Origin of the sequence: Salinibacillus kushneri (genome assembly GCF_900111405.1) — a bacterium.
Taxonomy (GTDB): Bacteria; Bacillota; Bacilli; order Bacillales; family Alkalibacillaceae; genus Salinibacillus; species Salinibacillus kushneri.
The window spans coordinates 269,656-295,225 of the sequence record NZ_FOHJ01000001.1 but is presented as its reverse complement, the minus strand read 5'-3'; the positions used below and the strand labels follow the sequence as shown (position 1 = coordinate 295,225).

Below are 25,570 nucleotides of genomic sequence, written 5' to 3'. Positions count from 1 at the left end.
GCGAAGTGTATTTCGGGCTGCGGTCGGTTAAGCACTCAACCTGGGAAGTAGATTTTTACACTATGTCGCACTTTATAAATTTTGTTTCAAAAACAACAATCTTTTAGAAAACAGCCTTTTTAAAAGACAGAATCTGGATCATAATGTTCTTCTACATTTTCTTTCGTAACCGGTGTTGCTTCGAGGATGACCTCACTGCTTTCCGGCTCTTCACCATTCGCCAGGTCCCCACCAATCTCAACACCATCTCTAGCCATAAGAGGGGAGTAGAGGAAGGTGGCTTTAATTAACCCGTCATCCTGGATATTTTCATAAACCTCTTTGCTGCCGGCAGCTCCGGTTATGAATTGGATGTCTGTGCGATTGGCTTCTTCTATTGCCTGAAGTACTCCTAGAGCCATGCCATCATCTTGTGTATAAACGGCATCAATCTCAGACTGGGCTGTTAAAATGTTTTCCATCACCTGTAGGGAGGCCTCGGTGGAAAATTCACCTGATTGAGAGGCGACAATGTCAATGTCCGTACCTTCAATCGCCTGTCGGAAACCATCACTGCGCTGTTGGGTGACAGAGTTGGATGGTCCTGCAATTTCTACAACCTTTCCACTTCCACCTAACTGTTCAACGATGTATTCCCCTGCGTTGACACCAATTCCTGTGTTATCTCCTTTTACTACGACATCTGCGGCATCATTGGTAAGTTCACGATCGACAATTACTAATGGAATATCTTCATCAGCAATTTTTTGTCCTGCCGGAGACAAGGCTTCAGATTCAATTGGAAGCATGACAATCGCATCTACTCCTTGAGCGATTAAGTCATCAACATTGTTTGCTTGCTCCGCTGGGTTTTCGGCTGTTGTAAATTCATAGGAATCAATCTTACCAGCATCAACTAATTCCTGAGCTTTTTCTTCCGCATTTTGGATGAGAGCGCCCATCCATCCGTGTGTGGCAGATGGCAGGGCAAGGCCGAGTACAACCTCATCATCACTGGAACCACCAGAACTATCGCTTGAACAACCTATCATTCCTATAGTCAACAAAATAATAATCGTGATGGTCATCCATTTTTTCATAAAAATTCCCCCTTTATAAATTTAAAATGTAAAATATTTACTCGTAATCGTTTTCATAACTTAAGTTAAATAATGGGCATCTACATGATAAATGCCCGTTATTCTTCTACCTTAGCCCATAGTAGACTCGCGAATGACTAATTCATGATCTAAAATAATACTTTCTACCTGCCTTTCTTGAATCTTGTCAATAAGCATAGTTGCTGCGGTACATCCCATTTTGTACATAGGTTGAGACACTGTCGTTAAAGTTGGATTGGTCATGTTGGAAAAACTTATCTTGTCAAAGCCAACTATGGCGATATCCTCTGGTACGTTTAGTCCATGTGCGTTGATTTCTTTCAGGGCACCGATGGCAAGAGTATCAGATACAGAAAAAATGGCTGTAGGTCTTTCGTCGCGTTGTAAGAGTTTTTTCATTGCCTGCTGACCATACTCAAATTCAAGTTGATGCGTGTGATAAATCCATTTTTCCTGAACAGGTAACCCAAACTCTTTTAAGGCTTTTTCGTATCCTGCTCTACGTTCTCTTGCATATAAGAATTTTTCGTCTGAATTAATGAGTGCGATTTTTTCATGACCAAGCTTAATTAAATGTTTAACTGCTCGGTAGGCAGCGAGCTTGTTATCAATCGTTACATAAGGGATGGTGCCTCTTTCATCATACTCACTACACTGAATAATCGGATATTGAGTAGCTAAGCCATTTAATTTTTCCATGTCAACGGCAGGATCCATTGAAATAATTCCGTCAGCTAATTTGTTTTTTACCATGTTGAAGTAGATATTTTCTCGTTGTGGGTTTGAGTCTGTATCGCATAGGAGGATATTGTAGTCATTCATGATGGCGGTGTCTTCAATCCCGTTAATAATCTCAGTGTAAAATGGATTTGAGATTGTAGGGATTAAGACAAGGAGTAATCTGCTTTCTGAGTTCCGTAAATTTCTCCCCAGCATGCTAGGTTCGTAGTTTAATTCTTTAATGGCTGTTTCAACCTTTAATTTTGTTTTCGCAGTGACAGCAGGATGTTGATTAAGTACTCTGGAAACCGTTGCGACGGAAACCCCGGCTTTCTGTGCCACTTCCTGAATATTTGCCATGATGCTTCCTTCCTTCTTAAAGTGAATGGAGTCTAAGTATGTAAGGTTACGTTTTCGTAAACTGAATAAAATATGAGATGTTTTGTAATCGATTACACATAAAATATATAATTTTGTGAATTGTTTGTCAATGGGATGTTGCATATTTTTTGAGTTAAAAGAAGGAGGAAAATGTTAATTTACACGATTGAAGTATGACAGGAATGCTTAAAAACTCTGAGTACAGGTGTTAAACAAAGGACAGATTGTGAAAATCCTCATCGTTAATAAAAAAGAAACTTTAAATGGGTATGTTGATTTTTTAAGCAAAATCTTTTAATCTATAATGTAATGGATTACAATTCTGTTAATTCTGAAAATTAAAAGGAGGGCCAGGGATGAAATTAGGTGTGTTCACGGTTTTGTTTTCCGATAAGAGCTTTGAAGCTATGCTGGATTATGTGGCGGAAAAGGGAATCGAAGCAGTAGAAATTGGTACAGGAGGGTATCCTGGTGATGCCCATTGTAAAATTGATGAGCTTTTAAATGACAGTAAGAAGTTGCAGGACTTTCAGGACAGTCTGTCTAAGCAGGGATTAATTGTAAGCGCTTTAAGTTGCCATTCAAATCCTTTACATCCCCAAAAACATATAGCCACTGAGGGGGACCGATTGTTTGATAAAACGGTTATGTTAGCTAATCAATTAGGGATACCTGTGGTTAATACATTTTCGGGCTGTCCAGGGGATCATGAGGATGCAAAATATCCAAATTGGCCTGTTTCACCATGGCCAAACGACTATCAGGAGATATTGAAATGGCAATGGGAAGAAAAAATTATTCCCTATTGGAGAGAGAAGGCTGCGTTTGCAGAACAGTATAATGTAAAAATAGGATTGGAATTGCATGGTGGTTTTTCCGTACATACACCGGCAACTTTACTCCGATTACGGGAAGCATGTGGCCCGGCTATAGGAGCAAACCTTGATCCCAGTCATATGTGGTGGCAGGGAATTGAACCTGTTGAATCCATAAAAATTTTAGGTAGGGAGAATGCCATTCACCATTTTCATGCCAAGGATACCATCATTGATCAGCCCAATATGAATCGGAATGGTCTCACAGATATGACTCCTTACTCTGATATGAAGGAGCGGGCCTGGTATTTCCGTACAGTCGGATTTGGGCATGACTCCAAAGAATGGGCAGACATGATTAGTGCTCTCAGGCTATATGGCTATGATCATGTAGTAAGCATTGAACACGAAGACGGGCTCATGTCAGTAGAAGAAGGGTTTACGAAAGCAGTCGAAACACTTAAGCCCGTGATGGTAAAAGAATCTGTTGGAGAGATGTGGTGGGTTTAGGGACAGTCCCCACATTTTGTACAGCATTAAAGTGTTAAAGTGAAATAAAGCCGTTGCTTATTTGCAACGGCTTTATTAGATTTCTGCTGTTACTTTTCTACCTCTAATAATTCACCTTCATCTTTTTCTTTATTGCTATTTACAAATGTCTGATAGTCAAATGGGCTGGAATCGGGAAAATAGGATAATACTTTTTCTGTTGTTACAAGGGGAAGATTAGATGCGGTAGATTGGAGTGGGGGTTGCTTGTGAAGATAGTAGTAATAGCTGCTCCAGGGGTACTTTTCTGCTTTATTTAATATACCTGCTTTAATAGGATTTAAGTGGATGTAACTGGAAACTTTGAGAAGGTATTCAGAAGAGTGAACAATTTTAGATTTAAAACGATCTTGAAAAAGATGTCCAACTTTTTCATATTTAAAATTAAAGTACATCGCATAACGTGTATGGACATTTTTGATAACTTGACTAATTGGAATTTGCTTCATTTCAATAAGTAAGTGAACATGATTAGGCATAAGGCAGTAAGCATGCAGATTATAATCCAAGTTCTCTTGTGCATCGGAAAGATAGTGTAAATACTTTAAGTAATCTCGTGTTTCAATAAAAATTTTCTCTTTACGATTCCCTCTGGCAGTAATATGATAAATTTCTCCAGTATGCCAAACTCTCAACTTCCTCGGCAAAAACATCACCTCCTTTTATTACTACTGTATATTTCTACAAAAATCTACATATTCCTTTATAAAATTCGGGGACTGTCCCCACACACTTTAAAGTGCTAAAGTGAAAATGTATATTGTTTCATTTCCTATAAAATGGTAGAATAATAAACTGTAGGGAAAAAGTCTTATCCTCGGCCTTTAATTAAATAAATGAGGTGAACCGATTGAATAGTCGTGAAGACCGCAAAAAATCACGTAAATCAAAATATCTAAAAATTATATTAGGTATTCTTCTAGTTCTTTTCGCCGGAACAGGTACCTATGCTTATAATATATATAATGATGTAAAAGATACTGTAGATAACAAAGTTCATAAGCCGGTGGACAGTATTAAACTTACACCTGAACAAAAAGAAAAAATATCCAATCAGGAACCGGTTAATATATTACTAATGGGTGTAGATGAAAGGGAACATGATCAAGGGCGTGCCGATACGCTTATTATTTTGTCAATCAATCCAAACATTAACAAAATGCAAATGATTAGTATACCGCGTGACAGTCGCACACTAATAAAAGGCAAAGGAATTGAGGACAAAATTAACCACTCTTATGCTTTCGGTGGTTCAGACATGACCATTGCCACAGTCGAAAATTTTGCTGACATCGAACTTGATTACTATGCGAAATTAAATATGGAAGGTCTGGTTGAACTGGTAGATGCTCTAGGAGGTATTACGGTTCATAATAAGTTGGATTGGTATGATTCTGGTTATTATGAGAAAGGATTCCATTATGAGAAAGGTGATTTGAATCTAAATGGCGAGCAAACGATGGGCTTTGTTCGCATGAGATATCAGGATCCTAATGGTGACTTTGGACGTAACGAAAGACAAAGAGAGGTTATCCGGGCCATTATTGATAAAGGGGCATCAATCGGATCCATTCCTAAAATTGATCAATTTCTTGAAGTTATAGGAAATAATATAGAGACGAACATGACCTTTGAAGATATGAAAGACTTGTTTTCAAATTATCGAAGTGCCAGTCAAAATAGTACTTCCTATCAAGTAAAGGGAAATGGAACCAAAATCGATAATATTTATTACCTCATTGTTTCCGAACAAGAACGAGATAAAATTCATGATATGATTACCGATTTTAACCAGAAAAAGTAAGGAACTGGTGAAGCGGGCGGGCTCCCTTAAATCGGGAGCCCATTTTTTGTGTATGTTTTTGGCCTGTTTTCGCATGCTTTAAAGCCTAAATCGAACATAAATTTCCTTGCTTAAATTAAAAAAAAGTGGCAACATATTATAGTGATATTCGTCTAATTTTGTAGAAGAAAGTAGTTAAATTTTAAATGAGGTGTCTAATAGATGGGGAAAAGAACAGAACATATTCGGGCACAGAAGAAAAGGAAAAGACCCTTAAAAATATTTCTCTGGATACTTGCCACAATCTTTTTAGTCGCAGGTATTTATGCCAGTTATGTTTATTTCCAGGTAAAAAATACAGTAGAAGAAGACATTCATGAAAAAGTAGAGAGTATTTCTAATGATATATCTGAGAAAAAAGCTTCAGAAGGACAGGAGACAATAAATGTATTGCTTATGGGTGTGGATGAAAGAAGTCACGATACAGGTCGTGCAGATACCCTTATTGTTATGTCGTTAAATCCTAATACGGACAGTCTTCAGATGGTTAGTATTCCTCGTGATACGTATGTCCCTATTATTGGTTACGGAAAAGAGGATAAAATCAATCATTCCTATGTATATGGTGAATCAGATATGACAGTCGCTACAGTCGAAAACTTTTTGGATATAGACCTTGATTACTATGTAAAAATCAACATGCAGGGGTTAAGTGATTTAGTTGATGCTGTTGGAGGAATTACCGTTGATAACCCTATAGAGTGGGTGGACAATGGGGAGGCCTATATTGAAGGGTATCGCTTTGAAAAAGGAGAAATTACACTAAACGGACCCGAAGCATTAGGCTACGCTCGTATGCGTAAGCAGGATCCAAAAGGTGATGCAGGACGTAATTTACGTCAACGTTTAGTAATCGAAGCAATCATTGATAAAGGCGCAAGTGTAGGATCTGTGACAAAAATTGATGATATCCTTGAAGTCATGGGAGAGAATGTAAGTACCAATATGACCTTTAATGAGATGAAGGATATTTTCAAAAACTATCGTAATACAAGAAAAAATATTAATAATTATCAAATGCAAGGTGAAGGACAATACATCGGTCCTATCTGGTACTTTATGGTTTCAGAGGAAGAACAACAAAAAGTTCATGATATGATTACAGATTTTAATTCTCAGTCTTAAATATAAAAACCGTTGTTTTAGCTGCGAGCGGGGCACCCAGGTCCAAGCAGACATAAGCATAATCCACTACGTGGCAAAAAAGCATGCTACTTCGTTTATTTACTTATGCCGTTGGACCTGATCAGTCGCCCCGCTTTTCTTTTTTAATAACGGTTTTCTTAATTTAAATCCTGGCACCATGATTTTCATAAAGTTAAATAAAAGGTGAGGTGTCATCATAATGGGAAAACGAACAGAACGATTGAAGTCAAAAAGAAAGAAAGGATTAAAAATCTTTTTGGTTATATGTATTGTCCTTCTTCTGGCTGTTGGAGCGTATGTGTTTAGCATTTATCAAAATGTAAAAAACACAGTCGATGACGATATCCATGAAACGATTGGAAATATAGAAAATAATCCAGATAAGGTAAAGGATGGTCAGGACACACTGAATATTCTACTAATGGGAGTAGATGAACGAGAGCATGATATTGGCCGTGCTGATACATTAATTGTGTTGTCCTTAAATCCGAACACTGACAGTATGCAAATGATTAGTATTCCCAGGGACACTTATACAGATATTGTCGGGTATGGTGAAAAGGATAAAATTAATCATTCCTATCCATTTGGGGTTATGCAGTCCGAATCGGAAAATGGCGGAACTGATATGACCGTTGCAACTGTTGAAAACTTCTTAGATGTCGAGCTGGACTACTATGTGAAAATGAATATGGAAGGACTCACTGAGCTAGTGGATGCTGTCGGTGGAATTACTGTAAACAACCCGAAATCATGGGTAGATGCAGGTTATTACCAAAAAGGCTACCGTTATGAAAAAGGTGAAATCCAGCTTAATGGTGACCAAGCTCTGGGCTATGTTCGTATGCGTAAACAGGATTCAGCAGGGGATATTGGACGTAATTTACGTCAACGATTAGTTATTCAAGGCATTATTGATAAAGGAGCCAGCATCGGATCAGTCACACGAATTGATGATGTCTTAGATGTATTGGGTGAAAATATGAACACCAACATGACGTTTGATGAAATGGTAAGCATTTTTAGAAACTATCGAAATGCACGACAGAACCAGACCAGTTATCAAATGACCGGAACAGGAAAATGGATTGGACCAACCTGGTATATGGTCATGCCGGATAAAGAAATTGAAAAGGCTCAGACCATGATTGATGAATTTAACGAACAAAAGTAAATAATTCACCTATATATTAGTCAAAAAACTAGTTATACTTCAAACTTTTCCATTACACGCTCTGTCATAACGGAGCGTGTTTCTTTTTTTATCTTCTCATATTCCTCTTTAACAGATTCTGCTTTACCAGGATCATACCCATTGGCTTCTAATTCATTTTGGAGCTCCTGATACACTTCCTGAAAGGATTGATCTGTTTTTTGTTCCAATTCCTGAATGGCTTGATTGTATTTTAAATATAATGCTGGAAGACTCGTTGCATCTTCTCCCTGCTCGTACTCCTGATAAGCCTCTTCAAGCAATTTGTCGAGTTTATCTTCTACTTGTTTTTTCAAATTGTGCAAAGTGCTTGTATAGCTATCAATGATAGATTGAGCCGACTTATCTTCTGAAGAAATATCATTAGATGGCTTCATAATCTGTTGGTGATGTTCTTTGGACGAGTTAGAGCTATCTTCACTTGAATCGATTTCATAGTCTTCATTGATAATGTCACTAAGTTTATCATCAGCCAGTGAAAACAGGTGCATAGGGTCCGTATAATAAAAAACCACACCACACAAAAATAAAAAACCTGTCAACGCTAATTTCTTCATCTAACCACCATCCTGTATAGAAAACCATTTACTATACCCACCATTATGTACAGCAAATACAAGGTCTATACAGTGATGAAGCAAGTTTTAGAAAAAACACATATGAAAGGATGAACAAATATTCATGGCCGCGAAAAAAGTTTGCTACAATGAATGAAGAAATAGAAGGAATAGGAGTTAGATAGAATGAGAAAGTGGTGGCTTTGGGGCTTACCAATTATTTGGATGGGCGTAATCTTTTACTCCTCATCACAGCCCTATGAAGAGCAGGACTTGAAACCCTTTTTTAGCGAATATGCAGATTTTTCTTTCTTACAACCCATAGCAAATGAGATATCTTTTGTCTATCATGACAGTGAGGTTAGTGTTCAAGCATTAGGAATTAATGGTTTTGTCGAATTTTTTATTCGCAAGGGAGCTCACTTTGGTGTATATTTTATTCTTTTTCTCCTTTTTGTAGTAGCTTTCCAAAAGGCGACCAGGCTGGCAACTAAGTGGATTCTCTTTTGTTCGTTTCTATTAACCGTTACGTATGCAGTTTTTGATGAAATTCATCAAGGAATGACACCTGGCCGAACACCCTATATAGGTGATGTTTTCATAGATGCGACTGGAGGCTTATTTGGTATGTTGGTTTTTGTCCTAATTTCAAATTATTTGAGGAAAAAGAGGAAAATTAAAGAAATAACTTGAAAAAATAGTGTGTTATTTCCTTAGAATGGATAAAGTTGAGAAAATCCTCTCTAAAATGATAAATATTTACCTTGATTCTTATAAATTTTCTCAACCCCAAAATCATTGCCCAAATGGCCTCAATATAATACAATAAAAACATCCTCGATCATTTTATGGAATAACTAGACGCTACTGTATTTGGCTGCCTTGGTTACAAGGCAGCCCTTTTTTTTAGGAAAAATGTAAAAAATACACGAAAAAAGTATTACTTTAAAATTTTTAAAATAAAATAATACTATCGTTATCCAATGAAACCGCATGATTATCATTTTGTCATTTCCCGGGAAATGCTGTCGGTTACATTAGACATCTAACTCCATGTAGGATTCTTCTCCTTCGGTAATATCCACTTGATTACTTGTTAGATTGATTATCCAATCCGAAAATTCCTCTTCTTCACCTGACTTCACATATACGTTCAACGTAACTTTTTCCAGGTATTCGATATCCTTTAACAAATAAGGGGATGAACGTAATTGGTTTTCAAGCTTGCCTAAAAGGGTATAGTCAGCTGTAACCTTTATTTGTTTCATAAGCTGTCGGATGACAACACCTACATCATCAATGGCTTCAGATGTGGCATTGGAATAAGCGCGGATAAGACCCCCGGCACCAAGTTTTATACCACCAAAATATCTGGTTACGACAACAGTTGTATCCTTTAAATCTTTTTTCTTTAAAACTTCAAGCATGGGGACCCCTGCTGTACCACTTGGTTCCCCATCATCATGAGCTTTTTGAACCTGGTTGTTTTCTCCGATCATATAAGCAGAGCAATTATGCGTGGCATCATGGTGTTTTTTCTTGATTTGCTGGATAAACGCCTGGGCATCTTGTTCGGATTCCGTTCGCTTTACATAACCAATAAATCTGGATTTTTGTATAATGATTTCGTGCGAGCCTTCTTCTTTTATAGTAAAATATTTAGTTAACAAAGGACTAATACCTCCTCTTTTACCTATTTGCTGTGTTAAAGCTTATTGTTGATTTTCTACCAAGTTAATGGGAGTGGAAGTGCGCAAGACTCCTGTGGGTGGACCGGTAAACAACGGGAATACCGCAGCCGAATGTCGGGGAGGCTCCCCGGGCAGCCCGTGGAAAGCGAGCGCACTAGAGCGGAAATCAACACCTATGTTTAACAGAGCTTCCCTATTAAGAAATTTGTCGTGATGGACTTGAAATAATAGCATTATGATAAAGAATAGCATAGGTGTGTAAACATATAAATGAAAAAGAATTTTAAGCATAACCCCTATATAATATATAGGTCATTCGTAATATATAGTTGGAGGAATGGAAATGACTAGTTCTAAAGTCGAGTCAAACGCATTGAATAACATTTTAGACGAGATGGTTACTGTTGTAATCAAAAGTAAGGATGAAATTTTTGAGATTGGTGAACAATCTCGTAAAGAGTATGAGCAGGTAGAAAAAGAGTTAGAACAAGTCAAACGTGATACGGTGAAGGTTATTGAAACCAGTGATGAACTGGAAAAAAAGGTGAATAAGTCCCGGGTTCGTCTTTCTGAAGTAAGCAAAAACTTTGATAAATACCAGGAGGCAGAAGTTAAGGCGGTTTATGATGAAACCCATAAGCTTCAATCAGAGCTTTTTGTGTTAAGAGAGAAAGAGGAACAGTTAAAAAACAGACGTGATGAATTGGAACGACGCTTGCTATCCATATCGAATACTGTAGACCGGGCAGAAAACTTACTGGGTAAGATTTCTGTAGTATTAAACTATTTAACGGATGACTTGCAGGGTGTTTACGATGAGCTGGAATCTGCTAAGGAAAAGGAGACGTTTGGGCTAAAAATTATAGACGCCCAGGAAGAAGAACGCAGAAGACTATCCAGAGAAATTCATGATGGCCCTGCTCAATTGCTCGCCAATGTTATGCTTCGTTCTGATTTAATTGAACGAACCTTCCGGGAACGAGGGCTGGAGGAAGCCATTAAAGAAGTTCAGCAGGTAAGGCAGCTAGTACGTTCAGCGCTATATGAAGTGCGCCGTATTATATATGATTTAAGACCGATGGCATTAGATGATTTAGGGCTGTTTCCAACTTTGAAAAAATATTTAGATTCTGTTTCCGATCACAGTGGTATACATATCAAATTTACATCGAGAGGCCAGGAGGAACGGCTTGATTCAAAATATGAAACGGCCTTTTTTCGTTTAGTCCAGGAAGCGGTCCAAAATGCGGTTAAACATGCTGAAGCCAGTCTTATTCAAGTCCATTTTGAATTGAGGATGAATCAGGTGAATATTCTTGTTATCGATAATGGTAAAGGCTTTGATTTTGAAGAAAAAGAGAAATCCTCATTCGGTTTAATAGGCATGAAGGAACGAATTGAAATGCTGGGAGGAACGATTCAATTTAAAACAGAACCTCAAAAAGGAACGAAAATTGTTATTCAGGTTCCTTTGAAAAACTAACAAAACCATCAAATAGGGTTAGATTGTTTGACCATACTCATGTATAATAGAAGGATAGAGAGAAAATCTAATCAGTTAAGCTAGTTATACACATATCCGGATTGGAAGTAATTTGTATTTCAGGAGGTCGAGGAGAAGTGGGGGCAAGAATTGTATTAATTGATGATCACAAGCTTTTTCGTGAAGGCATCAAACGTATCCTAGATTTTGAAGAAGATTTCGAAGTTGTATCTGAAGGTGATGATGGTAACCAGGCCATCGACTTAGTTCGAAAACATCATCCGGATGTGGTCTTGATGGATATTAACATGCCTTCCATTAATGGAGTTGAAGCAACTAAAAATCTAGTAAACCAATTTCCAGATGTGAAAGTCATTATTCTGTCTATACATGATGATGAAGGCTACGTTACACACGCCTTGAAAACAGGTGCTCAAGGGTACTTACTTAAAGAAATGGAAACGGATGAACTCATTAATGCCATTAAAGTAGTTTTTAATGGCGGATCTTATTTGCATCCGAAAATTACACACAATTTAGTATTAGAATACCGCCGATTAGCTAATGGAAATAACGGGGCGAATGCATTGCAAAAGGCAGAATATCGAAAGCCGCTTCATCTGCTTACGAGACGTGAATGCGAGGTATTACAGCTCTTGGCAGATGGAAAAAGTAATCGAGGCGTAGCCGAATCCTTATACATTAGTGAAAAAACGGTAAAAAACCACGTATCCAATATACTGCAGAAAATGGATGCGAATGACCGGACCCAGGCCGTTGTACAGGCGATTAAAAATGGCTGGGTGGAAGTACAGTAAATGAAAATAATGATTGAAGAAAACAGACCCTGGGAATAGGGTCTGTTTTTCTGGAATGGCCTATGTAGTCCTCCTATCTCCCTATCCCCCAACCACATAAATTCCCCATGCCCCGCAAATCTATCAAAATCTACTTTTTCTTTTAAATTTATCCCTTCACTAATGCAATTTAATTAAAATATGTGTAAAATATTAGAAAGATATAACGTACATATAAAAGGAACAATAAGAGAAAGGTAATTGAGATATGGGAGAAAGGGTGAGTGGAATGGTGAAAACAGCGGTGCTGACAGACAGTACAGCTTATATTCCAAAAGAGCTCCGTGATAAGTGGAATATTTATATGGTTCCCCTGAATGTGATAGTTGATAATGAATCCTATCAGGAGGAAGTAGATATTCAGGCAGATGAATTTTACGAGAGAATGCGTGATATGGAAGAGCTGCCGAAGACCTCTCAGCCATCTATCGGAATGGTGAGGGAAAAGCTTGAGCAATTAAGTGAAGATTATGATGCTGTGATTGCCGTTCATCTTTCCAGTGGAATCAGTGGAACCTTACAAGGAACGATTGCGGCTGGTGAAATTGTTGAAGAAATTGATGTATATGCATATGATTCTGAGATTAGCTGTATGGCACAGGGATTTATGGCTCTTGAGGCTGCAAGGCTTGCCGAAGAGAATACCTCTCCAGAAAAAATCATTGAACGCCTGGATGAGGTGAAAGCGACAAACAAGGCTTACTTTATGGTGGATGATTTAACCAATTTACATAAAGGGGGGCGCTTAAATACGGCTCAAGCCATGCTGGGAAGCCTCCTTCAGGTAAAACCTATTCTCCATTTTGTTGATGGACAAATTGAACCGTTTGAAAAAATCCGTACACGTAAAAAAGCGCTAAATCGTGTGCGCGAGCTATTCGATGAAGCAGCAACAACAGGTAAGGAGCTTGAAGCATGCGTCATTCATTCCCAGCGTGAAGATGAAGCAAAGCAATGGAAGGAAGAGCTTGAAAGCAAATATGACAACGTATCCTGTCAAATCAGCTATTTCGGCCCTGTTATTGGAACTCATTTAGGTGAAGGCGCGCTAGGACTTACCTGGTACGAAAAATAAGCTATTATATTTTTATACTACATTGCAGACTCTGAATCCTTCTTTGGAGTCTGCCTAACTTTATCCTCTTAATTCTCCCAATAAAGGAGTGTTTAAAATTGAATCCTCAGACTAAAAAAACTCCAATGTCCCCACTCACCCCAGAAGATCCACTGTATTCCATCGCTTCATTTTGCGAAGCTCAACTTTTATTACGACAGGAGCTTCCTCTAACAGATAAAAATTTTGAGGAACTTCAACTGATGAACTATTTACAGGAAACCCCTGGCATAGAAGAATCGTTTACTGGGTATGTTTGCAAGCGATGTGGCAATCGAAAAAATCATTGGTTTGGAAAAATTCCACAGAAACCATCTCCTATTGTATACTGCCGCAAATGTATTGAAATGGGTCGAGTAAGCAGCTTTGAAGCGTTATACAGGTGGACTGGTCCCCAAACCCAAAGTCCTCGTATAGAAAATCCGTGTCACTGGGATGGTAGATTAACAAAATTTCAAAGAAACTGCTCACAAAGAATTCTGGAAGCGATGACTACACGGGAACCGCTACTTGTCTGGGCCGTTTGTGGAGCCGGAAAGACCGAGATGCTTTTTGAAGGATTAACCGCTGCAATTAGTAGAGGTGATCGCATTTGTCTGGCAACCCCAAGAGCAGATGTTGTTCGTGAATTAGTACCACGCTTTCATCGGGCTTTTCCTGAAGTTACCATCTCTGCACTGTATGGCGGATCTGAAGAAAAGATGGAAGGCGCCCAGTTTATTATAGCTACGACCCATCAGTTGCTTCGCTATGAAGAAGCTTTTGATGTGATGATTATTGACGAAGTGGATGCCTTCCCTTATCACGCTGATCAATCCTTGTCCTTTGCTTCAGAACGAGCCAGAAAGCCCTCTTCCAGTCTCGTTTATTTAACTGCTACTCCGAGAAAATGGCTGAAATGGAAAGCAAAGCTTAAGCTCATTCCTACTGTATTTGTGCCAGCACGATATCATGGTTATCCCCTTCCAACTCCGCGTTTTGTCTCTACCTACCGCTTATCGAAAACACTCGAAAAAGATATACTTCCTCCTTCTATTAGATCCTGGATTCAGGGTAAAACAAAGCAGCAAAGACGCTTCTTGCTATTCACCCCTACTATTGAAATCGCCCATAAGCTAGCGAAAATCACAAAAATTGAATGTGTGGATGCAAAAGATCCGGACCGAATTGATAAAATCAATCGCTATCGTAATGGTGAAAGAAATGCATTAATTACTACAACGATATTAGAGCGCGGGGTAACGTTTCCTTCCATAGATGTGGCTGTGATTGATGCGGGCCACAAAGTGTTTGATGAAGCAGCACTCGTTCAAATTGCCGGACGGGCTGGAAGAAATGCCGATGACCCTGACGGTGATGTTATCTTTTTTCATCAAGGAAGGACAAATGCCATCATCGGGGCCAAAAAAATGATTTCGATGATGAATCGACTTGCAAGGAGGAAATAGGATGTTCTGTCTATGGTGTCATGAAGAAATTATACCGGATATTACGTGGAAGAATGTCTTTCAGTTCTTTGGGAAGGACAGAAAGTTGTGTGAAGACTGTCAGCAGAAGCTCCCTTACATAGAAGGTCCAGTCTGCCCCACATGCTCGAAGCCAACTGAACATGGCGAAGTATGCAGAGATTGCCGGACATGGACGTCTCATCCAACCCTAGGAGAGTCCTTAATCCAAAATGTTTCTGTTTTTTCCTATACCCCTTTTATGAAAGATATCATGGCAAAATGGAAATACCGGGGAGATTATGAATTAGTCAATATGTTTAAAGCGGGAATGGAAAAGCGTTTTAAGGACAATTTTCATAAACAAGTCCTTACATTAGTACCGATTCCGTTAAGTAAAACGAGAGAACAGGAAAGAGGATTTAATCAAGCTGAGGCTCTGGCAGGCTTACTGGGTTTACCGATGATTCATGCCCTGGCAAGAGTACGAAATGAAAAACAGGCCAAAAAGTCCCGCGCCGAGCGATTACAGTCAAAGAATCCGTTTCAACTCAAACACCGGATGGATACCCCGGTCCTCCTCATCGATGATCTTTATACAACAGGTACCACACTACATTGGGCTGCATTCCTGCTAAAATCTGCGGGGTGCCCTAAGGTTTACAGTTTTACCTTAATCCGCAGCTAAAGAATTCTTTGTTCCTGACCGATATTATAGATATAATGGAATTATAGAAATTAGGATCGGAGGAACTGCTATGGGTGAACTCTCCAATTGCCCAAATTGTGGTGCATTATTTGTAAAGGGTGTACGCAAAGTTTGTGATAACTGCTATAGAGAAGAAGAAAGAGCCTTTGAAACGGTTTATGCTTATATTCGTAAAAAAGAAAATCGCCGTGCGACCATTACAGAGGTTTCGGAGGGTACTGGTGTTGAGGAACGATTAATTATGAAATTTGTGAAGGAAAAAAGACTGCAGCCTGCACAATTTCCTAATCTGACCTATGGATGTGAGCGTTGCGGGAATCCGATTCAGGAAGGAAAGATTTGTGGAAATTGTCGTGATCAGTTAAAACATGCTTTAGATCAGGAACAGGCAGTCGAATCCATCGAGAAAAGACAAAAACAGGAATCAGCCCAGACTTATTTTACGGTCGATAAAAAATTTAATCGTCGATAATTAAACTTTTTTCTTTGATAACCGATAAAAGAGATAGAAGAACGGAACGGTTAACTAAAGAGGTGAAAATCATGAAAATTGACGGATCAAATTCAGTTCATTTAAATCCTTATCAAAAACAATATCAGAAACAACAATCCGTAAATCAGTCAAAGAAATCAGAGGATAAGCTTGAAATTTCTAATCAGGCGAAGGAAATGCTGAAAGGAAATGAAGTGAAAGAAGCCCGTCAAAAGCAGATTCAGCAGATCAAGCATGACGTACAGACGGGGAATTATAAAGTAAACTACCAGGAAACGGCACAGAAAATGATTGATTTCTGGTCCAACAAAGGGTAAGGAGGACGACAGCTTGTCAGCTTATGAAGTCATAACCATTATGTCAAAGCTTTTGTCAATGCATGAAAGTTTATTAAAGCTTTCCAATGAGAAAACCGAATTACTAAAGGAAGGGAACATCGAGGCCTTCCAAAAACTATTAGTCAATGAAAACAAGCATGTACAAGCTGTCGGTCAACTAGAGGAAAAGAGAGCGGCATTGACTGCAAAATGGTTTACTCAGCAAGGATTAGCAGATCGTGAACAGACCGTTTCAGAAATGCTGTACTATTTAGATGATGGCAGGGAAAAGGAAGAACTAAATTCGATATTTGAAAATTTGGTTATGACGGTTGCAGATCTGAAGCAACAGGAGAAACTGAATCAGGATTTATTACAGCAATCCCTGCAATTTGTGGAGCTTTCCTTAGAGATGCTCCAGCCATCCATGAAGAGTATGAACTATGGTGATCATCAACAATACGGAAGTGCTGCTGCGAACAGGTCCGTTTTTGACTCAAAAGCTTAGGAGGAAACGTGAATGTCATCAACATTTAGTGGATTAGAGGTAGCAAAAAGAGCCTTATTTACTCAACAAAGTGCCTTAAGTACAACAGGCCATAATATATCCAATGCCAATACCCCTGGTTATTCCCGCCAGCGAGTCAATTTTGAGCAAACCAGTCCATATCCGGCCATGGGTAGAAATCGTCCGGAAATTCCTGGTCAGATTGGACAAGGGGTTGAAGCAGGATCCGTTCAGCGCGTGCGTGATGAGTTTATTGATTTACAATATCGGGCAGAGCATAATAAAAGCGGCTATTGGGAATCAAGAGCGGATGCGTTAAGTCAAATGGAGCAGATTATGAATGAGCCAAGTGACACAGGTCTTTCCTCCACGATGAATCAATTTTGGCAATCATTAAATGATCTTGCTGGGAATCCTGAGGATGCAGGCGCCCGCTCGGTTGTTCAGCAGCGTGGTATTGCTGTTGCCGATACGTTTAATCACATAGCTGATTCCTTAACGGCTGTACAAAAGGATTTAGAAAATGAAATCAATGTTACGACGAAAGATATTAATTCGGTTGTAAGCCAGATTAAGGATTTAAATGATCAAATTAAAGCGGTAGAACCCCATGGATATTTGCCGAACGATTTGTATGATAAACGGGACAATCTGATTGATGAACTCTCCAGTATGGTAAATATTAACGTTGAATATCATGAAAGCAGTGATAGTGCAAAGGATATTGCGCAGGGGATTGCTTCGATTGAGCTTGCAAATAGTGAGGGGCAGCCTTTATCTGCACTAACTGATGCTTCGGGCAACACAAAGCCTGGTAATATGCTGATAAATAATGATAATGAAACGAATCGTATCGATGCACAATTTACTGATAATAATGGCCAAAGAGTAGTTAGTAATTTGGTTATCGGTGGTGAAATGGAAGATGGAGAGCTTACAGGAGGTAACTCCATTAATCCTACCGACTTCACATCAAACGGAAAATTAAAGGGATTAATTGAGTCTCATGGTTATCAGAATGCAAATGGTGACAATGAAGGGATTTATACGGATATGCTCGCAGATATTGACCAACTTGCTTATGCATTTGCGACGGCCTTTAATGAGCAGCATATGGATGAGAATGGACGGACCTTAAAAAATGAACAAGGCGGGAAATTCTTTGCAGTTGATTCGTCCTTTACAGGTGACAATTCTATTGGTTATGCATCCCAGATGGATGTTACGCAAGACATTAAAGACGATGAGGATCATATTGCTGCAGCATTATTAGTGGATGAAAACGGGGATCCAATCGAACCAGAAGACGGACAGTCATATTTAGGTAACGGAGAAAATGCACAGGAGCTCGCTAACGTAAAGGATGAGGTAATGGGAGACCTGTTAGGAGAAAACACATCCGTAGAGACATTTTATGAAGGTATTATTGGTGATTTAGGTGTTCAGGCACAGGAAGCGAATCGTATGGCTGAAAATGCGGGAACACTGGAGCAAGCGGTGGAGACAAGGCGTCAATCCGTTAGTGGTGTTTCTTTAGATGAAGAAATGAGCAACATGATCAAATTCCAGCATGCCTATAACGCGGCAGCTCGAAATATGACAGTTGTAGATGAAATGCTCGACAAAGTCATTAATCAAATGGGACTTGTAGGAAGGTAGGTGAAATAATATGCGTGTAACTCAATCTATGCTTTCCAACAATTTTATGCGAAACTTAAGTAATAGCTATGAGCGAATGGGAAAATATCAGGAGCAGCTTTATACTGGGAAAAAAGTAAGTAAGCCCTCTGATGATCCGGTTGTTGCCATGAAAGGAGTCAATTACCGTACAGAGTTAACTGAAATTCAGCAGTATCAACGGAATTTGGGAGAAGTACATAATTGGATGGATAATTCAGATGCTGCAATGGATAAGATGACAAAGGCGCTCCAAAGAGTAAGAGAACTGGCTGTCCAAGGAAATAATGACACCTATGAAGAGGGTCAGCGTGGCAATATCGCAAAGGAAGTTCGTCAGCTTAAAGATCATATGATTGATTTGGCGAATACAAAGGTTAATAATAAATATATTTTTAATGGAACGAATACCACCAACCCAAGATTTGATGAAGAGGGTAATCTCGTTGCAGGCAGTGAAAATAACGATGCTGTCAATATCACGGTTTCTGATGGTGTGGAGATAAGAGCGAACACGAATCCATCTAACATCTTTAATCATGAAGGCGAGTCGGTTATTCATGAACTTGAAGACTTCGCTACTGATTTAGAAGAAGGTGCCACAGATGAAGAACTAGGCGAGTATATTGAAAGTATGGATCATTTCACCAATAATGTGGTCAATGAACGAGCAAGCTTAGGTGCCCGTATGAATCGTGTAGATATGATTGAAAACCGGTTGAACTCCCAAGAAGTCACTACCACACAAGTGCTATCTGATACGGAAGATGTGGATGTTGAAAAAGCAATTATGAACTTAAAAACACAAGAGAGTGTACACCGTGCTGCCTTATCAACAGGTGCACGTATTATTCAACCAACATTAATGGATTTTCTAAGATAAGCTATCTGCCTATAATCAGATAGCTTTTTCCATATTTGAATGAGTGAAGCGAGTGAGAACATGAAGATACCACAAATTCGAATTCAATCACAAAAAGCAAATATCGAAATCAACTCCATCCCTGGACAGCAATCCATCGAACAGCGGAAAGCTATACAAACCATTGAACAGCCAAAAGCAGATATGAAAATCCAAACTAGACCTGGTAAGCTGACAATTGATCAAACACAGGCCTGGCGGGATATGGGGATGGTTAATCCGGTTGAATTTGCGGAAAACTTAGGCCAACAAGGGCGTCAGTCTGTCTTAGAGGGAACAGCTAGACGGGCAGGTGAAGGAGATCAGCTTATGAAAATCGAAAATGGGGGCAATCCTATTGTTAGTCAAGCTGTTGCAAATGCTTATGAACCGATGAAGGAATTTAATATTGGCTGGATTCCCTCCCCCAATGCAGTAAAAATAAACTATGAACCTGCTGAAGTAACGACAAACGTTCAACCAAATGAACCAAGAATTTCTGTACAGCCGCAAAAACCAGCTATTCATTATCAGCCGGGTCAAGTGGAAACGAATTTGAAGCAGCAACCTGAACTAAACATTGATTTTGTATCCATACAGGTTTAAAAGCGTTGTTATTGATTAAAATTTTTAAGAAAAGAAGTGGTGGAAGATGAAGGTAGATACATTGTACTTTGGTGAAATGGAGATTAAAGAGGAGAGTCTAATCCATTTCGAGGCAGGACTTCCAGGGTTCCAGGACGAAAAAAAGTTTATCGTGCTAAAATTACCTGACAATAAAGCTTTTCAAATATTGCAGTCCATTCAAACCAGAGAATTAGCTTTTGTGCTAACAGTACCTTATTTTACCTATCAGGATTATGAATTTGATCTTGATAATGGAACCATTAGTCAGTTAGATATCGAAAAGCCTGAGGATGTAAGTGTTTATTCCATTGTTACTTTACAGGATACATTGAAAAACTCAACCTTAAACTTACAGGCACCTGTTGTTATTAATGTACGAAATAACAAAGGAAAACAAATTGTGCTGAATGATCAGCGCTATAAAACGAAACACCCACTTCAGCCAGAAAGTGAGGGAGTAGCCCATGCTAGTTCTTACACGAAAAGCCGGTGAATCAATTCAGATTGGCGATGATGTTGAAGTGAAAATTGTTGGAGTGGATGGAGATCAGATTAAATTGGGGATTGATGCACCTAAGGATGTTGATATCCATAGGCAGGAAATTTATCAAATGATTCAGGAGGAAAATAAAGCGGCGAGTCGGATAACTAAAAGTGCAATTGATTTGTTGTCAGGGAAATAAGGTCATGCTTGATATTAGTGGATACCACATAGATATCAGGCATTTTTTGTGGATAAAAAATTTATCTGGGAAGCTATAAAAATTTGTAAATAAGGCTAAACAAGTAGTTAATCGTGTCGATATAAGAAATGTAGTTAAATTTATTACTAAAGGCGGCCGACTTTAGTATAAAAAAATCAAGCCACAAGGACGTGGCAGACTAAAATTCAAGGAGGAATTTTATAATGAGAATTAATCACAATATTGCGGCGCTTAATACGTATCGTCAGTTGGGTGCAGCAAACAATTCACAACAAAGTTCAATGGAGAAATTATCTTCAGGACTACGTATTAACAATGCATCTGATGATGCTGCAGGTCTAGCAATTTCCGAGAAAATGCGTGGACAAATCCGAGGTTTGGATCAAGCACAAACCAACGCTCAAGATGGTATTTCCATGATTCAAACAGCTGAAGGTGCTTTAAATGAAACACATAGTATTCTTCAACGTATGCGTGAGCTTGCAACACAAGCATCAAACGATACAAATACTGAAACAGATCGTGGCGAAATTCAAAAGGAAATTAATCAGTTGACTTCTGAAATTAACAGGATTGGTAATACAACTGAATTTAACACTCAAAGTTTATTGGATGGTGGGGAAGACTCTGAAAATCAACTTGAAGCTGTACAAGGAGAATTCACTTTTGATGTTAGTTCACTATCTAGTGGAGATTCATTTGAAATTAACGGTATAGAATTTACACAAACATCAGGAGGATCAGCTTCGAATGGTTTTGCTGATGCAGATGCTTTAAAATCAGCAATTAATGGTACAGCATTGAGTAATGAGTATACTGCCAGTGTTTCAGGTGATGAAATTACATTAACTCAAGTATCAGGAGAAGAATCATCAACTTCACCACAATTATCAGGAGATATAACAAACAGTGACTTAAGTACTGAAACTGAAGGTCATGGTCCTGCTTTTGGTGCTACTTTCCAAGTTGGAGCAAACGAAGGGCAAAGTATGTCTATTCAAATTGGTGATATGAGGGCATCAGCTTTAGGTTTATCTGGTGATGCTGATCAAGGGAATTTTACTTCATCTAATAATGTTACTGACGGGACAGATAATCAAAATGTAGAAGCCGCACTTGATGTATCCACTCATGAAAAGGCTTCTCAGGCTATTACTGCAATCAATGACGCAATCGAAAAAGTCTCAGCACAACGTTCTGATTTAGGTGCATACCAAAATCGATTAGATCACACTATTAATAATTTAGGTACATCATCTGAAAATCTAACTGCTGCTGAATCTCGTATCCGTGATGTAGATATGGCAAAAGAGATGATGAATCAAACCAAGAGCTCTATTCTTTCTCAAGCATCACAATCAATGTTGGCACAAGCGAATCAGATGCCTCAAGGAGTTCTACAACTTTTACAATAATATTATTTGGAATTAAAAAGAGATATTAGTTATATCTAATATCTCTTTTTAAAGTCATTTTTAGCTTAAGAATGATTTTAAAAAGAGATAGTGGAGTAAATCATATTATTTTAATCGGATAAAAATAACGGAGGATATAGGAAATGAAATTAAGCTTTGTCATGATGGTAAAAAATGAATCTAAATATATTGAAAATGTATTACAGAGCATTCAACCTGTTAGTGATGTGGTTGAAAGTGAAATTATAGTACTTGATACAGGATCCTCAGATGATACACCTAAAATTGCAAAGAAATATACAGAACATGTTTATTATCATAAATGGAATAATGATTTTGCTGCCATGCGTAATAAATCAATTAGTTATTCTAAGGGAGAATGGATTTTTGTTATAGATGGTGACGAAATAATAACTAATCAACAAAGCTTAATTGATTTTTTTGAAAAGGGTAGAGACCAGAATTTTAATAGTGTTTATGTAAACATTAAAAATATTATTCGAGAGGAAGAAGGCAAGTATAATGTTTCCACAGTAGCTAGAATGTTTAAAAATAAGAAGAATTTTAAGTATGTCGGAGCTATACATGAACAACCACTTAAAGAGGAACCAGCTTTTCTTATGGAATTGACCCTAGTTCATTACGGATATCTAGCTACAGATAAAAAGTTAATGGAAAGAAAGTTTACTCGAAATAGTGATCTATTGCATCAAGAGTTAGAAAAAGATCCAGATAATATTTACTATCTTCATCAACTATTTAACACTTATGGAATGCATAAAGAGAATGAAAAAGCACTTGAGTATATTGAAAAAGCATACGAAATTGCGAAGAGGAAAAAAATTGACCTTTCAAGGATGATGTACATTTACTCTGACCTTGTAATGGGGCTATTAAATAATAAAAAAATATTTCAAGCTGAACAGATTTGTAAGGAAGCAATTAAAGTGAAAGATGGTTTGATGGACTTTTACTTTTACTTAGGTAAAGCACAAATGGCTATGGGAAAATATAGTGAAGCCATTAAAAATTACGAGAAATATTTAATAATACAAGAAGAATATAATATTGCCCCTGGTAGAATAGATACTACTGTAACTCACTATACCATCGGGAATGTAGAAGAAGCTTATGTTAATCTTTGTTTTTTATATGAAAAGCATAAAGAGTATTCCAAAGCAAAAGATTATGCTAATAAAATTAAAGAATCACAAAATATCAGAAGTATCATTCCTATCGTTATTAAAACTTATGTTGAGCAAGAAGACTATCGCGGCTTAGTAAGTTTTAAAGATGAGAAACTTACTGAAACTAGTGATGAAGTGACTAGTTATTTTTATAAAAAACTGGAAAATGCATTATTTCAAATGGAAGACAATCAAAAAAAGGAAAAAATTATTGAGAATTTTACCGATGGACATTCAAGCTATAATTTACTGAATAAAATCCGTATGGAAATCATTAAGGAAGAAAATCTTACTCTTCAATGGGTTAGTGATCTAAGAACAATAGATTTTTCAAATTCACCTAATTATTACGGCGACATATTATATTATTTACTACTGCAAAACTATCCTATATATGATTTGTTATTAGATGTTAAAGAATCAACTATAAACAATTATTTCAAATATTTATCAGAGAAATATGAAAATCTAAGTGAGGTTATTTATGAGTATCTTCAATCCTATCCATTTGAAGATGACTTAGAAAAGATTAGAATAAATAAACCTCTACTACGTTATGCATTGGTTCTTAATAATGAAACAAATGATGAATTATATCAATCTTTATTTAATCGTTTTGTTGGGGAAGGTATTTCTTTTGTAAAAAAATACTATAACACCAATATAATAGAGGAAGAAAAAGTCCATGATGTAAAAAGTGAAGAAGACGCTTTTTTTATTTATATGTTGAAAGCTAAATCACAAATAGGAGTAGATGACACTTCCTATATTAGATATTTAAGAAAGGCATTGGCTGTATATCCTCCAGTGAAGCAGGGCGTAGAATATCTGTTAAATCAGTTTTTAAGTTCTAATCATCAAAGTGAGGAAATTAATGATAGAAAAGCTATTATTAAAGGACAAATCATTGATTTTCTTTCAAAAGATTATTTTGATGAGGCCTTAAACATAGTCAATCAAGCATTACAAACAGAGACTAATGATGAAGACTTATATTCTATAAAGGCAGTTATTTTAATGAAAAAGGGGGATTTTGTAGAAGCTAAGAGGATATTAAAACAAGGATTAAAGATTAACCCTAATCATATTGATAGTCTTTATAATTTAGCATTTATTTATGAACAAGAAAATCAAATGAGTAAGGCTAGTGATATGTATGAAAGAGTTTTAAAGCTGTCGAATGAGTATGAACTTTTAGAAGAAGTTGAATCCAAACTAAATCAAATTAATCCACACTTCCGAACAAAACCTATTTTAAACAATAATGCTGAATTAAATTATCCAAAAAACGCTTCTCCAATCTTTATAGGGGGAGCTGGAAGATCTGGCACGACATTGTTGAGAGTAATGTTGAATGCCCACCCAAATCTATGTTCAGGTCCTGAATTTAAAATGCTACAACAAATCGCAAATTTATATAATCAAATGATTTCTATCAAAGACATTAGAAAAGCATATGGATTGGATATAGAGGATATAAATACATCCTTTAATAATTTTATAAGTAGTTTCTTTGAAAAATTCAAAATGGAAAGTAACGCAAATAGAATTGTGGAAAAGACTCCTCATAATGTATTAATCATGAAAGAACTAGTCAAAATATTTCCGGACGCAAAATTTATTCATGTTGTTCGGGACGGAAGAGATGTAGCATCTTCTTTAGTAACAATGGATTGGTATGATTTCCAGGGTAATCCATTACCATATGTTCAAAATATAAGAAATGCCACAGATTATTGGAAGCAAGTACTTACTAAAAGTATTCAAGACTCAAGAGACCCAATACTAAAAGGAAAAGTTATGTTCATAAAGTATGAAGATTTAATTACTGAGCCTAAAAAAATTATAAAAGATGTATTAGTCTTTTTAGATGAAACATGGTCAGATCAAGTTTTGAATTATGTAAATGTAGATCGTGGGTATGAACCTAATGAATCTAGTACAAATCAAGTATCTAAACAGATTTACACAAAATCAAAAAAACGTTGGCAGATAGATTTTACACAGAAAGATAAAAAAGTTTTTAAGGAAATTGGAGGGCAATTATTAGTTGATTTAGGATACGAGAATAATATAGATTGGTAAGAAAATTATTAAAGATTATATTTTAAAAAATGT

General features: G+C 37.4%; 25 protein-coding genes. 20 read left to right on the top strand and 5 right to left on the bottom strand.

Features of this window, described 5'->3' with window-relative positions:
* Window positions 1-119: 119 nt before the first annotated feature.
* Together BMX63_RS01420 and BMX63_RS01415 are read right to left on the bottom strand one after the other, a co-directional pair.
* Window positions 120-1,079: a substrate-binding domain-containing protein gene (locus BMX63_RS01420; protein WP_093131223.1), complete on the bottom strand. Its 960-nt coding sequence runs from the start codon at window positions 1,077-1,079 to the stop codon at window positions 120-122.
* A gap of 111 nt (window positions 1,080-1,190) precedes the next feature.
* Window positions 1,191-2,180 (bottom strand): LacI family DNA-binding transcriptional regulator, encoded by a 990-nt coding sequence (locus BMX63_RS01415; protein ID WP_093131221.1) that lies wholly within the window; start codon window positions 2,178-2,180, stop codon window positions 1,191-1,193.
* Between the two features lie 377 nt (window positions 2,181-2,557).
* Between BMX63_RS01415 and BMX63_RS01410 the strand changes: the two genes are divergently transcribed.
* Entirely contained in the window at window positions 2,558-3,526 is a 969-nt protein-coding gene (locus BMX63_RS01410; protein ID WP_093131219.1) for a sugar phosphate isomerase/epimerase family protein, read from the top strand.
* Window positions 3,527-3,615: 89 nt separating this feature from the next.
* On the opposite strand, the gene BMX63_RS01405 is transcribed toward BMX63_RS01410, so the two are convergent.
* The gene (locus tag BMX63_RS01405; protein ID WP_177167125.1) at window positions 3,616-4,212 is read right to left on the bottom strand and encodes an REP-associated tyrosine transposase; all 597 of its coding nucleotides are present in this window, start codon (window positions 4,210-4,212) and stop codon (window positions 3,616-3,618) included.
* A 203-nt stretch (window positions 4,213-4,415) separates the two neighbouring features.
* On the opposite strand from BMX63_RS01405, the gene BMX63_RS01400 reads away from it, so the two are divergent.
* The 3 genes from BMX63_RS01400 (at window position 4,416) to BMX63_RS01390 (ending at window position 7,728) form a co-directional block, all read left to right on the top strand.
* Entirely contained in the window at window positions 4,416-5,369 is a 954-nt protein-coding gene (locus tag BMX63_RS01400) for an LCP family glycopolymer transferase (protein ID WP_093131215.1), read from the top strand.
* A 201-nt stretch (window positions 5,370-5,570) separates the two neighbouring features.
* Window positions 5,571-6,533, top strand: a complete 963-nt coding sequence (locus BMX63_RS01395; protein WP_093131213.1) for an LCP family glycopolymer transferase — start codon at window positions 5,571-5,573, stop codon at window positions 6,531-6,533.
* Window positions 6,534-6,753: 220 nt separating this feature from the next.
* The gene (locus BMX63_RS01390) at window positions 6,754-7,728 is read left to right on the top strand and encodes an LCP family glycopolymer transferase (RefSeq protein WP_093131211.1); all 975 of its coding nucleotides are present in this window, start codon (window positions 6,754-6,756) and stop codon (window positions 7,726-7,728) included.
* Between the two features lie 32 nt (window positions 7,729-7,760).
* On the opposite strand, the gene BMX63_RS01385 is transcribed toward BMX63_RS01390, so the two are convergent.
* Complete coding sequence (locus BMX63_RS01385) at window positions 7,761-8,324, bottom strand: hypothetical protein (RefSeq protein ID WP_093131209.1); 564 nt, start codon at window positions 8,322-8,324, stop codon at window positions 7,761-7,763.
* 186 nt (window positions 8,325-8,510) lie between these two features.
* On the opposite strand from BMX63_RS01385, the gene BMX63_RS01380 reads away from it, so the two are divergent.
* Entirely contained in the window at window positions 8,511-9,017 is a 507-nt protein-coding gene (locus BMX63_RS01380; protein WP_093131207.1) for a VanZ family protein, read from the top strand.
* A gap of 344 nt (window positions 9,018-9,361) precedes the next feature.
* Here BMX63_RS01380 and BMX63_RS01375 read toward each other — a convergent pair whose 3' ends face one another.
* Complete coding sequence (locus tag BMX63_RS01375) at window positions 9,362-9,994, bottom strand: YigZ family protein (RefSeq protein ID WP_093131205.1); 633 nt, start codon at window positions 9,992-9,994, stop codon at window positions 9,362-9,364.
* A 364-nt stretch (window positions 9,995-10,358) separates the two neighbouring features.
* On the opposite strand from BMX63_RS01375, the gene BMX63_RS01365 reads away from it, so the two are divergent.
* From BMX63_RS01365 to BMX63_RS01295, 15 genes are all read left to right on the top strand, one after another.
* Window positions 10,359-11,498, top strand: coding sequence for a sensor histidine kinase (locus BMX63_RS01365; RefSeq protein ID WP_093131201.1), 1,140 nt, complete (start codon window positions 10,359-10,361; stop codon window positions 11,496-11,498).
* Between the two features lie 137 nt (window positions 11,499-11,635).
* Window positions 11,636-12,316 carry a response regulator gene (locus BMX63_RS01360; RefSeq protein ID WP_093131199.1) on the top strand — a complete coding sequence of 227 codons (681 nt, stop codon included), beginning with the start codon at window positions 11,636-11,638 and terminating at the stop codon, window positions 12,314-12,316.
* A gap of 271 nt (window positions 12,317-12,587) precedes the next feature.
* Window positions 12,588-13,430: a DegV family protein gene (locus tag BMX63_RS01355; protein WP_093131626.1), complete on the top strand. Its 843-nt coding sequence runs from the start codon at window positions 12,588-12,590 to the stop codon at window positions 13,428-13,430.
* A 242-nt stretch (window positions 13,431-13,672) separates the two neighbouring features.
* The gene (locus BMX63_RS01350) at window positions 13,673-14,917 is read left to right on the top strand and encodes an ATP-dependent helicase ComFA (protein ID WP_245732668.1); all 1,245 of its coding nucleotides are present in this window, start codon (window positions 13,673-13,675) and stop codon (window positions 14,915-14,917) included.
* Between the two features lies 1 nt (window position 14,918).
* On the top strand, window positions 14,919-15,602 hold the full coding sequence (locus BMX63_RS01345; protein WP_093131197.1) for a ComFC family protein: 684 nt from the start codon (window positions 14,919-14,921) through the stop codon (window positions 15,600-15,602).
* 70 nt (window positions 15,603-15,672) lie between these two features.
* Window positions 15,673-16,095 (top strand): TIGR03826 family flagellar region protein, encoded by a 423-nt coding sequence (locus BMX63_RS01340; RefSeq protein ID WP_093131195.1) that lies wholly within the window; start codon window positions 15,673-15,675, stop codon window positions 16,093-16,095.
* Window positions 16,096-16,166: 71 nt separating this feature from the next.
* Entirely contained in the window at window positions 16,167-16,433 is a 267-nt protein-coding gene (flgM, locus tag BMX63_RS01335) for a flagellar biosynthesis anti-sigma factor FlgM (protein ID WP_093131193.1), read from the top strand.
* A gap of 13 nt (window positions 16,434-16,446) precedes the next feature.
* The gene (locus tag BMX63_RS01330; protein WP_093131191.1) at window positions 16,447-16,941 is read left to right on the top strand and encodes a flagellar protein FlgN; all 495 of its coding nucleotides are present in this window, start codon (window positions 16,447-16,449) and stop codon (window positions 16,939-16,941) included.
* Between the two features lie 12 nt (window positions 16,942-16,953).
* Entirely contained in the window at window positions 16,954-18,600 is a 1,647-nt protein-coding gene (gene flgK, locus BMX63_RS01325) for a flagellar hook-associated protein FlgK (RefSeq protein ID WP_093131189.1), read from the top strand.
* A 10-nt stretch (window positions 18,601-18,610) separates the two neighbouring features.
* Window positions 18,611-19,501 (top strand): flagellar hook-associated protein FlgL, encoded by an 891-nt coding sequence (gene flgL / locus BMX63_RS01320; RefSeq protein ID WP_093131187.1) that lies wholly within the window; start codon window positions 18,611-18,613, stop codon window positions 19,499-19,501.
* A gap of 60 nt (window positions 19,502-19,561) precedes the next feature.
* Window positions 19,562-20,125 (top strand): DUF6470 family protein, encoded by a 564-nt coding sequence (locus BMX63_RS01315; RefSeq protein WP_093131185.1) that lies wholly within the window; start codon window positions 19,562-19,564, stop codon window positions 20,123-20,125.
* Window positions 20,126-20,171: 46 nt separating this feature from the next.
* The gene (gene fliW / locus BMX63_RS01310) at window positions 20,172-20,639 is read left to right on the top strand and encodes a flagellar assembly protein FliW (protein ID WP_093131183.1); all 468 of its coding nucleotides are present in this window, start codon (window positions 20,172-20,174) and stop codon (window positions 20,637-20,639) included.
* Window positions 20,611-20,829 (top strand): carbon storage regulator CsrA, encoded by a 219-nt coding sequence (csrA, locus tag BMX63_RS01305; RefSeq protein WP_093131181.1) that lies wholly within the window; start codon window positions 20,611-20,613, stop codon window positions 20,827-20,829. Before fliW ends, csrA begins: the two co-directional genes overlap by 29 nt.
* Window positions 20,830-21,053: 224 nt before the next feature.
* Complete coding sequence (locus tag BMX63_RS01300) at window positions 21,054-22,265, top strand: flagellin N-terminal helical domain-containing protein (protein WP_093131179.1); 1,212 nt, start codon at window positions 21,054-21,056, stop codon at window positions 22,263-22,265.
* A 143-nt stretch (window positions 22,266-22,408) separates the two neighbouring features.
* Window positions 22,409-25,537, top strand: a complete 3,129-nt coding sequence (locus BMX63_RS01295; RefSeq protein ID WP_093131177.1) for a sulfotransferase — start codon at window positions 22,409-22,411, stop codon at window positions 25,535-25,537.
* The last annotated feature ends 33 nt before the right edge of the window (window positions 25,538-25,570 follow it).